Raw genomic sequence first — 11,685 nt, 5'->3', positions numbered from 1 at the left:
GCCGCAGCTCCGGCCCGCCACCCGCCGTCCCGGTCACCGGTCGTCGTCCTCCGCCATGGGGACCCGCACGCCCTTGTCCGAGGCGACGGACTCCGCGATGTCGTACCCCGCGTCGACGTGCCGGATGACACCCATCCCGGGGTCGTTCGTGAGCACCCGCCGGATCTTCTCGCCCGCGAGCTCCGTGCCGTCGGCGACCGTGACCTGACCCGCGTGGATCGACCGCCCCATGCCGACGCCGCCACCGTGGTGCAGCGAGACCCAGGAGGCCCCGGAGGCGACGTTGACCATGGCGTTCAGCAGCGGCCAGTCCGCGATGGCGTCGGAGCCGTCGAGCATGGCCTCGGTCTCCCGGTAGGGCGAGGCGACCGAACCGCAGTCCAGGTGGTCGCGTCCGATGGCCAGGGGTGCGGCGAGCTCACCGCTCGCCACCATGTCGTTGAACCGCTCGCCGGCCCGGTCGCGTTCGCCGTAGCCGAGCCAGCAGATCCGGGCCGGCAGCCCCTGGAAGTGGACCCGCTCCCCGGCCATCCTGATCCAGCGGTGCAGCGACTCGTTCTCCGGGAAGAGTTCCAGCAGCGCCTTGTCGGTCTTGTGGATGTCCGAGGCCTCGCCCGAGAGCGCGGCCCACCGGAAGGGACCCCTGCCCTCGCAGAAGAGCGGCCGGATGTACGCCGGCACGAAGCCGGGGAAGTCGAACGCCCGGGCGTAACCGGCCAGCTGGGCCTCGCCGCGGATCGAGTTGCCGTAGTCGAAGACCTCGGCCCCCGCGTCCATGAAGCCGACCATCGCCTCGACGTGCGCGGCCATCGACTCCCGGGCGCGCAGCGTGAAGTCGGCCGGCTTCTCCGCCGCGTAGGAGGCCATGTCGTCGAAGTCCACGCCCACGGGCAGGTAGGCGAGAGGGTCGTGTGCGCTCGTCTGGTCGGTGACGATGTCGACGGGGGCGCCCTCGGCGAGCATGCGGGGCAGCAGCTCCGCGGCGTTGCCGAGCAGGCCGATGGAGAGCGGGCGGCGCGCGTCGCGCGCCTCGACGGCGAGCTGGAGGGCGTGTTCGAGCGAATCGGCCCGGACGTCCAGGAAGCGGTGCTCGATCCGGCGCTCGATGGCGCGGGGGTCGCAGTCGACGCAGAGGGCGACGCCGTCGTTCATCGTGACGGCGAGCGGCTGGGCGCCGCCCATGCCGCCGAGCCCGGCGGTCAGCGTGATGGTGCCGGCCAGCGTTCCGCCGAACCGTTTGGCGGCGACGGCGGCGAACGTCTCGTACGTGCCCTGGAGGATGCCCTGGGTCCCGATGTAGATCCAGGAACCCGCGGTCATCTGCCCGTACATGGTGAGCCCGAGGGCCTCCAGGCGGCGGAACTCCTCCCAGTTGGCCCAGTCGCCCACCAGGTTGGAGTTGGCGATCAGGACCCGCGGCGCCCACTCGTGGGTCTGCATGACGCCGACCGGCCGCCCGGACTGCACGAGCATCGTCTCGTCCTGCTTGAGCGTCCGCAGCGTACGGACCATGGCGTCGAAGGACCGCCAGTCGCGGGCGGCCTTGCCGGTGCCGCCGTAGACGACGAGCTTGTCGGGGTGTTCGGCGACCTCGGGGTCGAGGTTGTTCTGAAGCATCCGGAGGGCGGCTTCCTGCGGCCATCCCAGGGTGCTCAGTTCCGTACCGCGCGGTGCCCGTACGGGGCGGGGTCCTGACATGGGGATGCCTCCTCGCGAATGTGACTCTCCTATTCACATCCTGTCTACCTGAATAGTCCTAGTCAACAGGGGGTACGGGCCACGCGCCGCCGACCGGATCGGCCCCGGAGGCGTCCGGAAGGTGGCGGTGTCCGGCCGGGAGCCTGCCCGAGGGGAGCCGAGAACCGACCGGATCCACCCCGGAAGGACAACAGGACGGACCGGTTCCGACCGACTGCCGCGCGCCCATCTGCCCTCCCCCGCAAGGCCTTTCGCATGTACCTGTGGAAAATGCCAGAACACCCACCAGGACCGAGCACGTTGCGTAGCCTCTCAACTACACCCGTAAGCCACGCCGGGAGGGGAGTCCACGTTGCCCGGAATCGACGAGTGCCTGCTCGAAGTCATGAGGCTGCCCGGGGCCCGGGGCGCCGCGGTGGTCGACTGGACGAGTGGCCTCGCGCTCGGCACCATCGGCGAGTCACCCAACGGCGACCACGAGGCCACCGCCGCCGAGACGGCCGAGGTGGCGCGGATGGCCGCCGAGCAGCCGGTCTTCGCGGAGCCGGACACCTCCGCCGACCCGCAGCTGCCGCCCGTACCCGCCGTCGAGGACGTCATCGTCACCACGGTGCCCGGCTACCACATCCTCCGTTTCGTCGAGACGGCCTTCGACAGCAGCGTCTTCCTCCACCTCTGGCTGGACCGGGCGGAAGGCAACCTCGCCATGGCCCGCATACGACTGGGCGAGATAGCGGAGCGGCTGGTCCTGGCATGAGACCCACCGCCGCCGCCGAGCCCGGCCTCCTGGAGCGGGCCGCGCCCTCCCCCATGCTCCAGCGGCTCGCGGACGAGCGCGCGACCGGCGCGCTGATGCGCGACCGCGGCACCCTGTACCTCGCGGACGGCCAGGTCGTGCACGCCGAGAGCCCCGCAACCCCCGGAATCGACGTCCTGCTCACCGCCGGCGGGGCCCTGCCCACCAAGGGCTGGTGGGACGCCGTCGCCCGGGCGGGCGCCGGGCAGCGGGTCGGCCGCTACCTCGTGGACAGCGGATCGGTTCCCGGCGGCGCGTTGGAGCTCTGCCACCTCGGGGCGCTGTACGACGCGGCCTTCTTCGCCCTGGCCCCCACGAACACCCCGGCCCGCTTCCGCTACGGGGTCTCCCACTGGATAGGCCCCGTCCGCCCCGTCCCCGTGGACGCCGTGCAGCGCGAGACGCTCCGGCGCCGGGAACTGCTCGACCGGATCTGGCCGGACGCGCTCACCGACAGCGCCCCGCTCGTCGCCACCGCACACCCGGTGGACGCCCCGGTCCCGGCACGCCAGCGCCGCGTCCTGGACCTGGTGGACGGCGAGCGCACCGCCACGGACATCGCGCAGGAGCTGGGCCGCTCGGCCTTCCACACCCTGGTGGACCTGCGCCGGCTCGCGGCAGCCGGACTGGTCGGGGCGGTCCGTCCGACGGCGTCCGCGGCGGTGACCGGCCGGATCACGCTGCCGGAGGTCACCACAGACCCCGACGTCGACCTGCTGCGCCGGCTCAGAGACGCATTGGAGGCCCTGTGATTCGCGCGCTCAGACAGCGTGCCGGGAGGAGACAGCTGATGGTGCCCGAGGTCGAAGCGCAGGATGTCCTCGACGAGCTCCAGCGGTTACGCGCCCGGGTTCCGCTGCTGACCGGCGCACTCGCCGCCAGCACCGACGGCCTCGTCGTCGCGCAGGACATCCCCGGCATGGAGGCGGAGGGCATCGCCGCCCTGACCGCGGCCGCACTCGGCGTCTCGATCCGGATGACCGACGCCACCGGACGCGGCGGCTTCCGCGAGCTCCTGATCCGCGGCGGATCAGGCTACGTCGCCACCTACGCGGCGGGCTCCTCCGCCGTCCTCACCCTGCTGGCCGAGGACCGCATCAACGTCGGCCGCCTCCACCTGGAAGGCAGACGGGCCGGCGCGCGCATCGGCGAGATGGTCGACGCGGCCCAGGACCGCGTCGAGCGCCCCGTGCCTCCGCCACGGCCCCCGCAGTCCCGAGCCCTGCCCCGTCGCCCCACCCCACCGGATACCGCGTGACACCCGCACCGAGCACGTACGTGACACCCCTGCCCAGCAAGTAACGGACCGGCCACCGGGCCGGCCACGGAAGGAAACCAGCATCATGGCCAACACCGAAGCCTCACTGAAGGCCGCGATGGCGTCGATCGAGGGGACCCTCGGTGTCGCACTCGTCGACTACACCAGCGGCATGGCCCTCGGCACCCTCGGGGGTGGCAAGGAGTTCAACCTGGACGTAGCGGCCGCCGGCAACACCGACGTCGTACGGGCGAAGCTCCGGACCATGGAACACCTGGGGATCAAGGACGAGATCGAGGACATCCTGATCACCCTCGGCGGTCAGTACCACCTGATCCGGCTGCTCAAGACCCGTGGCGGCAACGGCCTGTTCCTCTACCTCGTACTGGACTCCGGCCGTGCGAACCTCGCGATGGCCCGCCACCAGCTGAGAAACATCGAGAACGAGCTGGAGGTCTGAGACCCCGGCACTCCACCGGCGCGGGACGCCGCGCCCCGACACCGGGGCGCGGCGTCCCGCGCCCGCGAAGCCCGGCCGGGTGCCGCGGACGGCCGGGTCAGTCGACGAACAACCCCCGCTCGGCCGCGCGCGCGTCGAACTCCTCCAGCCTGGCCTGCGCCTCGGGCAGCCCGTCGCACATGGCCTCCAGCAGCACCCGCCCCAGCAGCATCGGCGCGCAGGCGGTGTCGAACGCGAGGCCCGTGCCCACAGCCCCAGGGATCAGCAGATCGCTGTGCGCGGCCACCGGCGCGAAGGCGGAATCGGCCACGGTCACGACGCGCAGCCCCTGCCCACGGGCGTACGCCAGCGCGTCCACGGCCTCGCGGGGGTGGCGCGGGAGCGCGAAGCAGAGCAGCACGCTCGCGCCCGCCCGCCGCGCGGCGTCGATCCGGTCGTGCAGCATGCTGCCGCCCTCGTCGAGCACCCGTACGTCCGGGTGCACCTTGGCGGCGAAGTAGCCGAAGCCGCGGGCCTGCGAGGAGGCGGCCCGCAGACCGAGCACGAGCAGCGGCCTCGATTCGGCGAGCAGCCGGCCCGCCCGTTCGACCGGGGCGGGGTCGGCGAGCAGTTCGGACAGCTGCCGGAGGTTGTCGATCTCGGCCCGCACAGCCTGCTGGTACTCGTTGAGACTCTCCTCCACCCCACCCCCGCCGTCCGCCCCGGACGGCGTGACGTCCCTCAGGTGTCTGCGCAGGGCCGGGTACCCGTCGAACCCGAGCGCAACGGCGAAGCGCGTGACGGACGGCTGGCTGACCCCGGCCAGCTCGGCCAGCTCCACGCTCGACAGGAACGGGGCGTCGGCGGCACGCCGGACCATGGAGTGCGCGATCCGCCGCTGGGTGGGCGTGAGCCGCTGCCCGTCGAAGAGCCGCTGCAACCGTGCAGCCGGGCTGCTCCCGCTCATGCTGTCCCTCTCGGAGTTCCGCCGTGCCGGTCAGGCACCGGGGAATCCATTCAGCCAGCAAGCGCTCTGCATGTCCATATACAGGTCCACCCCCCGGACACGCCCCCTCGCATTGCGGGACCGCTCTTCCCTGCGGACCCTGGATCCATGATCCCAGTCAATACGAACGGGCCGGGCGGCATCATCGTCCGCTACGGCGACGCCGATGCCGCGCACGTGCTGAGCGTCTACGCCGACCTGCGCTGCCCGTACTGCAAACGCATGGAGCTCGGCCTGGGGGCCGTCATGGAGCGGGCCGCCGACGAGGGCCGGTTCGCGATCGACCACCATTTCGGCACCTTCATCGACGACTCCGCGGGCGGCAGCGGCTCCCTGGAGGCACTGGCCGCGCTGGGAGCCGCGGCGGACGAGGGCCAGAAGCCGTTCATGCACTACCTGCGGGCGCTGTACGCCGACCAGCCCAGCGAGGACGTCGACGCCTTCGCCGACCGGGACTTCCTGCTGCGCCTTGCCGGTGAGGTCGAGGCGCTGCACACCGACGCCTTCCGGCAGAAGGTCATGGAGCGCACCTATCTGCCCTGGGCGGCACAGGTGTCGGCGGCCTTCGGGACGAGCGGCGTCAGCTCCACCCCCACGGTGCTGATCGACCGCACCCCGGTCGCCGTCATCAACTCCCTGGGGTACGCGGTCACCCCCGAGGCGTTCCTCGCCGAGGTCACGCCCCGCTGAGACGGCCTCGCCGAGGTGACGCACCCGCCGGGGCCCGTCCCTCAGAACACGACGCGCGCCGCCATGAGCGCCGCCCGCGCCCCGGCCCCGCCCTCCACTTCCAGGCGCCCCCGCGTCGGCCGCCCCGACAGGTGCCGCGCGAAGTCGACCGCGTCGGCGCGGAGGGTGGCCGCGGGGGTGCCGATGCCCAGCAGGCGGTTCCCTCCCGCGGGTCCGTGGAGGTCGAGCTCCGCCGCGGGGCCCGTCCAGGCGAGGGCCAGGTCGAGGACCACCTGGTCGACGATCTCCCGGTCGTGCCGGTCCAGCACCGGCTCGGTGCCGGTGGCGTCGGCGAGGTCCATCCGGTGCATCCAGGTGTCGCGGGCGACGAGGACGCAGTACAGGTACTCCACCGAGTCGTCGGGCAGCGCCTTCGCCTCGGGGTGGAGCAGACTCGGCCGGACCTTCCTGCGTACGGCGGCGGGGGTGCGGCGCAGGGCGATGACGGCCTGTGGTGCGTAGTGGGCGAGCGCGCCGATCAGCTCGCGCCCCGGGACGTCCCGCCGGTCCTCGATCTGGCTCTCGTTGTGCCCGTCGAGCGGGCCGAGATCGGGGTGGGTGCGCCGGGCCCGCCGGATCCGCCGCACGGCGACCCAGGGGCGCGGGAGTTCCTCGTACTGGCCGACGGTGTGGGCGAACATGTCCCGGACGGTCCAGCCGGAACACGCGGTCGGGCGCTGCCAGTCCTCGTCGGACAGCTCCCGGAAGGTCGAAAGGGTCGCCCGCAGCTCCGCCTCGTTGACCTCGCGGGCCCGCGTCCCGGACGTACGGGGGATGGCACGTGCGGACGGTGTGGTGGTGGCCATGGGCACGCCTTCCGAGCTTCCCCCGCCCAACGCTACGCCGAAGAGGTACGGCCCGCCCCGCGCGGGAGCCGAAACAGGGGGGCTGCCCCTACTGCCCCGGACGGCTCGGATTCGTACCGTAAGGCGCATGGAAGCCCGTGATCCCGAGCTCAGGCGAGAGCTCGACGCAACCCTGAAGGCCCGCGCCGAGCTGGGGCCGGAGTACGACTCCGCGCTCGTCGACTCGTTCCTGGAGAAGGTCGAGCGGCGCCTCGACGACACGCTCGACCGCGGGGTGCGGCGCCACCTCGCCGAACAGCGGACGGTGGCCGCCAGGAGCGGTGCGCGGCCCGCCGCCGCGGACGGGACCTTCGGGGAGCGCTTCGGCTTCGGGGCCGTCTCCCTGGTGCTCGCCGTCCCGCTCTCCGCGATCGGTGTCGCGAACGCGGGGATCGGCGGGCTCGTCGTGGCCTGGCTCGGAATTCTCGGAGTCAACGCCGTCCACGCCTCGCGCACCTGGCCGTGGTCCCGGGGGAGGCGGCGGGTCTCGTCCGACCTGGACGGCTGAGCGGGACCGCGGGGGAAGGGCACCCGGCGGCGTCGGCGCTGGAGTATGGCGCGGGGACCGCCGCACCCCCGGTTGCCCGGAGGGCGGGACGACGGCGGTCCCCGCGAGGGACGCGGGCCCGGGTCAGGGCCGGGTGCCGCGTCCTGGCGACGGTGGAGGTCCGGGAGCCGCTCCGTAGTCCGTGTCGCCGTATGTGGTGCCGGCGGGTTTCCCTGCCGACACCCATCACTCTGCCGGAGCCGTGTTAAGCCGGTGCTGCGCGAACGTGTCGCGCTCGTACCGTTTTTCGCGGACTCCGGAAGCCGGCGGTCACTGCTTCGGGGCGGCGTCCTTCGCCAGGAAGGCCAGCACGTCCTGCCTGCTCACCACGCCGGTCGGCTTGCCCTCGACGAGAACGATCGCCGCGTCGGCACCGTCCGCAGCGCTGAGCACGGCCATCAGGTCCTCGACCGGCTCACCGGAGCCGACCTGGGGCAACGGGGCCGACATGTGCTTCTCCAGCGAGTCGGACAGCGTGGCCCGCTGGGTGAACAGCGCGTCCAGGAGCTGCCGCTCCATCACGGATCCGATGACCTCGGCGGCCATCACGTCCGGGTGCCCGGCGCCCGGCTTCACGATCGGCATCTGGGAGACGCCGTACTCGCGGAGCACGTCGATGGCCTCGCCCACCGTCTCCTCCGGGTGCATGTGGACGAGCGAGGGCAGCGGCCCCTCCTTGAAGTCGAGGACGGCGCCGACCCGGGCGGAGGTGCCGGTGTCCTCGAGGAAGCCGTAGTCGGCCATCCACTCGTCGTTGAAGATCTTGCTCATGTAGCCGCGGCCGCTGTCCGGCAGCAGGACGACCACCACGTCGTCGGGGCCGAGGCCCTTGGCGACCTCCAGTGCCGCGACGACGGCCATGCCGCAGGAACCGCCGACGAGGAGGCCCTCCTCCTTGGCGAGGCGGCGGGTCATCTGGAAGGAGTCCTTGTCCGAGACCGCGACGATCTCGTCCGTGACCGTGCGGTCGTAGGCGCTCGGCCAGAAGTCCTCGCCGACGCCCTCCACGAGATAGGGGCGCCCGGAGCCGCCCGAGTAGACGGAGCCCTCCGGGTCCGCGCCGACGACCCGCACCCGGTTGTCGCTGATCTCCTTGAGGTAGCGGCCCGTACCGGTGATCGTGCCGCCGGTGCCGACGCCCGCGACGAAGTGGGTGATCCTCCCCTCCGTCTGCTCCCAGAGCTCGGGCCCCGTGGTCTCGTAGTGCGAGCGCGGGTTGTTGGGGTTGGAGTACTGGTCGGGCTTCCAGGCCCCCGGCGTCTCGCGGACCAGGCGGTCGGAGACGTTGTAGTACGAGTCCGGGTGCTCCGGGTCAACCGCGGTGGGGCAGACGACGACCTCCGCGCCGTACGCGCGCAGCACGTTGATCTTGTCCGTGGACACCTTGTCCGGGCAGACGAAGATGCACTTGTAGCCCTTCTGCTGGGCGACGATCGCCAGGCCCACACCGGTGTTGCCGCTGGTGGGCTCGACGATGGTGCCGCCGGGCTTCAGTTCACCGCTCTGTTCGGCGGCCTCGATCATGCGCAGCGCGATGCGGTCCTTCACCGACCCGCCGGGGTTGAAGTACTCGACCTTGGCCAGGACCGTCGCCTGAATGCCTGCCGATACATTGCGCAGCCTGACCAGCGGGGTGTTGCCGACAAGACTGATCATCGAATCGTGGAATTGCACCGTGTACTCCGGGATCTCCGAGATGGTCAAGCAAGACTATGCGTACGTGGGGGAGATTGGACCAGGCGATTGGGCCGGGCCCCCGACGGGGCAGGAAGTGCTGTGGACGGCTGTACGGCATGGAGGAGGTGGACCGGACTGTGTCGAGGGCAAGGGTGGCACGGCGGATCGCAGCGGGTGCGGCCTACGGCGGAGGTGGCGTCGGGCTGATCGGTGCGGCGACGGTGGGTCTGGTGCTGGCCGAGGTGCAGCTGGCGAAACGGCTGGTGGGCGGCGGGACGGCACCTGTCCCGCCGAGTGCGGACGGGCGGTACGGGGTGGCGTTCGCCGGCCCCGCCGACCCGCTGCGCTTCGTCCTGCTCGGTGACTCGACGGCGGCCGGCCAGGGGGTGCGCAGGGCGGGCCAGACTCCCGGGGCCCTGCTGGCGTCCGGGCTGGCGGCGGTCGCCGAACGGCCGGTCGACTTCAGGAACGTGGCGCTGCCGGGGGCCCGCTCGGACGACCTGGAGCGGCAGGTCTCGACGGTGCTGGCGGACCCCTCGGGGGTGCCGGACGTCTGCGTGATCATGATCGGCGCGAACGACGTGACCCACCGGATGCCCGCGACCCAGTCGGTGCGCTGCCTGAGCACGGCCGTACGCAGACTCCGCACGGCCGGCGCGGAGGTGATCGTGGGCACCTGCCCCGACCTGGGCACGATCGAGCCGGTCTACCAGCCGTTGCGCTGGCTGGCCCGCCGGGTGAGCAGGCAGCTCGCGGCGGCCCAGACGATCGGCGCGGTGGAGCAGGGCGGCCGCACCGTCTCGCTGGGCGATCTGCTCGGCCCGGAGTTCGAGGCGAATCCGCGGGAGCTCTTCGGACCCGACAACTACCACCCCTCCGCCGAGGGGTACGCGACCGCGTCGATGGCGATGCTGCCGACGCTCTGCGCGGCCCTGGGCCTGTGGCCGGAGTCCGACCGCCTGGACGGCTCGCGGCGCGAGGGCATGCTGCCGGTGGCCAAGGCGGCCTCACGGGCCGCGCGGGAAGCGGGTACGGAGGTGACCGGGGCACGGGCGCCCTGGGCCCTCCTCAAGCACCGCCGCCGTCGGCGTCTCCCCGCCCACACCGAGCCGGTGCGGCAGCCGGACACGGACACCGGCGGCGGGCGGATGCCCGGGCACGGGTCGGGTGCGACGTGGCGCCGGGCCTGAGCCTGAGGGGGCTTGCGTGGGGTCCGTGGCGCGGGCGGCGGAGAGTACGCGCGGCGGCGCGGCTGCACGGAGGACGGGAACAACGCGGGCGACTGAGCGGTTGCTTAGAAAAGAGGTCCGCATCACATCGCCTGTCGGGTGACCTCAGCTATACGTCCGGGTAACTTCCAAGGCAGCCCAGCCTTTCCTGCCTTCCAGCCCTCATGGAGCCGCGTGATGCCCGAAGCCGTGATCGTCTCTGCTGCCCGTTCGCCGATCGGCCGGGCCTTCAAGGGGTCCCTCAAGGACCTGCGCGCGGACGACCTGACCGCGACCATCATCCGGACCGCGCTGGCCAAGGTCCCCGAGCTGGACCCCGAGGACATCGACGACCTGATGCTCGGCTGCGGCCTCCCCGGCGGCGAGCAGGGCAACAACCTGGGCCGCATCATCGCCGTACAGATGGGGATGGACCACCTTCCCGGCTGTACGGTCACGCGCTACTGCTCCTCCTCGCTGCAGACCAGCCGCATGGCCCTGCACGCCATCAAGGCGGGCGAGGGCGACGTCTTCATCTCCGCCGGCGTCGAGATGGTGTCCCGTTTCGCCAAGGGCAACTCCGACAGCCTGCCCGACACCCACAACCCGCTCTTCGCCGAGGCCGAGGCCCGCACCGCGGCCCGTGCCGAGGAGTCGGGGGCGAGCTGGACGGACCCGCGCGAGGAGGGCCTGGTCCCGGACGCGTACATCTCGATGGGTCAGACCGCCGAGAACCTGGCCCGGATCAAGGGCGTGACCCGCCAGGACATGGACGAGTTCGGCGTGCGGTCGCAGAACCTCGCCGAGGAAGCGATCAAGAACGGCTTCTGGGAGCGGGAGATCACCCCCGTGACGACCCCGGACGGCACGGTCGTCTCCAAGGACGACGGCCCGCGCGCCGGAGTCACCCTGGAGGGCGTGCAGGGCCTGAAGCCGGTGTTCCGCCCCGACGGTCTCGTCACGGCGGCGAACTGCTGCCCCCTCAACGACGGCGCCGCCGCACTCGTCATCATGTCCGACACCAAGGCGCGCGAGCTGGGCCTGACCCCGCTGGCCCGCATCGTCTCGACCGGCGTCTCCGGCCTGTCCCCCGAGATCATGGGCTACGGACCGGTCGAAGCCAGCAAGCAGGCGCTCAAGCGCGCCGGGCTGACCGTCGACGACATCGACCTGGCCGAGATCAACGAGGCGTTCGCCGCCCAGGTCATCCCGTCCTACCGGGACCTCGGCCTGCCGCTGGACAAGGTCAACGTCAACGGCGGCGCCATCGCGGTCGGCCACCCCTTCGGCATGACCGGTGCCCGCATCACCGGGACGCTGATCAACAGCCTGCAGTTCCACGACAAGCAGTTCGGCCTGGAGACGATGTGCGTGGGCGGCGGCCAGGGAATGGCCATGGTCATCGAGCGGCTGAGCTGAGTCGTAGCGGAGGGTAGGGGTCGCCCGAGGCACGAGGGCGGCACCTGCCCGCAGCGCAGGCGA

At 72.1% G+C, this 11,685-nt stretch carries 12 protein-coding genes; 8 read left to right on the top strand and 4 right to left on the bottom strand.

The window, feature by feature from the left end:
• Positions 1–33: 33 nt before the first annotated feature.
• Positions 34–1,698 carry a urocanate hydratase gene (gene hutU, locus AB0I83_RS20810; RefSeq protein WP_356536483.1) on the bottom strand — a complete coding sequence of 555 codons (1,665 nt, stop codon included), beginning with the start codon at positions 1,696–1,698 and terminating at the stop codon, positions 34–36.
• Positions 1,699–2,050: 352 nt separating this feature from the next.
• Here hutU and AB0I83_RS20805 point away from each other — a divergent pair, with 352 nt between their 5' ends.
• The 4 genes from AB0I83_RS20805 (at position 2,051) to AB0I83_RS20790 (ending at position 4,212) form a co-directional block, all read left to right on the top strand.
• A complete protein-coding gene (locus AB0I83_RS20805) occupies positions 2,051–2,455 on the top strand; it encodes a hypothetical protein (protein ID WP_363305658.1) in 405 nt (134 codons plus the stop codon).
• The gene (locus AB0I83_RS20800; RefSeq protein ID WP_363305657.1) at positions 2,452–3,246 is read left to right on the top strand and encodes a transcriptional regulator; all 795 of its coding nucleotides are present in this window, start codon (positions 2,452–2,454) and stop codon (positions 3,244–3,246) included. The genes AB0I83_RS20805 and AB0I83_RS20800 overlap by 4 nt, the downstream gene beginning before the upstream one ends.
• A gap of 38 nt (positions 3,247–3,284) precedes the next feature.
• A complete protein-coding gene (locus AB0I83_RS20795) occupies positions 3,285–3,752 on the top strand; it encodes a roadblock/LC7 domain-containing protein (RefSeq protein ID WP_363305656.1) in 468 nt (155 codons plus the stop codon).
• Between the two features lie 85 nt (positions 3,753–3,837).
• Positions 3,838–4,212: a hypothetical protein gene (locus AB0I83_RS20790; RefSeq protein ID WP_356536490.1), complete on the top strand. Its 375-nt coding sequence runs from the start codon at positions 3,838–3,840 to the stop codon at positions 4,210–4,212.
• 97 nt (positions 4,213–4,309) lie between these two features.
• Here AB0I83_RS20790 and AB0I83_RS20785 read toward each other — a convergent pair whose 3' ends face one another.
• Positions 4,310–5,158, bottom strand: a complete 849-nt coding sequence (locus AB0I83_RS20785) for a MurR/RpiR family transcriptional regulator (RefSeq protein ID WP_363305655.1) — start codon at positions 5,156–5,158, stop codon at positions 4,310–4,312.
• A 147-nt stretch (positions 5,159–5,305) separates the two neighbouring features.
• Here AB0I83_RS20785 and AB0I83_RS20780 point away from each other — a divergent pair, with 147 nt between their 5' ends.
• Positions 5,306–5,887, top strand: coding sequence for a thioredoxin domain-containing protein (locus AB0I83_RS20780; RefSeq protein ID WP_363305654.1), 582 nt, complete (start codon positions 5,306–5,308; stop codon positions 5,885–5,887).
• 41 nt (positions 5,888–5,928) lie between these two features.
• Here the strand turns inward: AB0I83_RS20780 and AB0I83_RS20775 are convergent, their stop codons facing one another.
• Positions 5,929–6,732 carry a maleylpyruvate isomerase family mycothiol-dependent enzyme gene (locus AB0I83_RS20775; RefSeq protein ID WP_363305653.1) on the bottom strand — a complete coding sequence of 268 codons (804 nt, stop codon included), beginning with the start codon at positions 6,730–6,732 and terminating at the stop codon, positions 5,929–5,931.
• A 127-nt stretch (positions 6,733–6,859) separates the two neighbouring features.
• On the opposite strand from AB0I83_RS20775, the gene AB0I83_RS20770 reads away from it, so the two are divergent.
• Positions 6,860–7,279: a hypothetical protein gene (locus AB0I83_RS20770; RefSeq protein ID WP_363305652.1), complete on the top strand. Its 420-nt coding sequence runs from the start codon at positions 6,860–6,862 to the stop codon at positions 7,277–7,279.
• Positions 7,280–7,588: 309 nt separating this feature from the next.
• On the opposite strand, the gene AB0I83_RS20765 is transcribed toward AB0I83_RS20770, so the two are convergent.
• Positions 7,589–8,992, bottom strand: coding sequence for a cystathionine beta-synthase (locus AB0I83_RS20765; protein ID WP_363305651.1), 1,404 nt, complete (start codon positions 8,990–8,992; stop codon positions 7,589–7,591).
• A 155-nt stretch (positions 8,993–9,147) separates the two neighbouring features.
• Here AB0I83_RS20765 and AB0I83_RS20760 point away from each other — a divergent pair, with 155 nt between their 5' ends.
• Positions 9,148–10,185, top strand: coding sequence for an SGNH/GDSL hydrolase family protein (locus AB0I83_RS20760; protein ID WP_356844217.1), 1,038 nt, complete (start codon positions 9,148–9,150; stop codon positions 10,183–10,185).
• 216 nt (positions 10,186–10,401) lie between these two features.
• Positions 10,402–11,622 carry an acetyl-CoA C-acetyltransferase gene (locus AB0I83_RS20755; RefSeq protein WP_363305650.1) on the top strand — a complete coding sequence of 407 codons (1,221 nt, stop codon included), beginning with the start codon at positions 10,402–10,404 and terminating at the stop codon, positions 11,620–11,622.
• The last annotated feature ends 63 nt before the right edge of the window (positions 11,623–11,685 follow it).

Source organism: Streptomyces sp. NPDC049970, assembly GCF_040660235.1.
GTDB lineage: Bacteria > Actinomycetota > Actinomycetes > Streptomycetales > Streptomycetaceae > Streptomyces.
The sequence above is the reverse complement of the archived record's forward strand: the minus strand, read 5'-3'. Positions and strand labels throughout refer to the sequence as shown.

Excerpts from the sequence above, each read along its gene's own strand:
- AB0I83_RS20790 (WP_356536490.1), top strand. The coding sequence starts at position 3,838 with ATGGCCAACACCGAAGCCTCACTGAAGGCCGCGATGGCGTCGATCGAG.
- AB0I83_RS20795 (WP_363305656.1), top strand. The coding sequence starts at position 3,285 with ATGGTGCCCGAGGTCGAAGCGCAGGATGTCCTCGACGAGCTCCAGCGG.
- AB0I83_RS20770 (WP_363305652.1), top strand. The coding sequence starts at position 6,860 with ATGGAAGCCCGTGATCCCGAGCTCAGGCGAGAGCTCGACGCAACCCTG.
- AB0I83_RS20800 (WP_363305657.1), top strand. The coding sequence starts at position 2,452 with ATGAGACCCACCGCCGCCGCCGAGCCCGGCCTCCTGGAGCGGGCCGCG.
- AB0I83_RS20755 (WP_363305650.1), top strand. The coding sequence starts at position 10,402 with ATGCCCGAAGCCGTGATCGTCTCTGCTGCCCGTTCGCCGATCGGCCGG.
- AB0I83_RS20780 (WP_363305654.1), top strand. The coding sequence starts at position 5,306 with ATGATCCCAGTCAATACGAACGGGCCGGGCGGCATCATCGTCCGCTAC.
- AB0I83_RS20775 (WP_363305653.1), bottom strand. The coding sequence starts at position 6,732 with ATGGCCACCACCACACCGTCCGCACGTGCCATCCCCCGTACGTCCGGG.
- hutU (WP_356536483.1), bottom strand. The coding sequence starts at position 1,698 with ATGTCAGGACCCCGCCCCGTACGGGCACCGCGCGGTACGGAACTGAGC.
- AB0I83_RS20785 (WP_363305655.1), bottom strand. The coding sequence starts at position 5,158 with ATGAGCGGGAGCAGCCCGGCTGCACGGTTGCAGCGGCTCTTCGACGGG.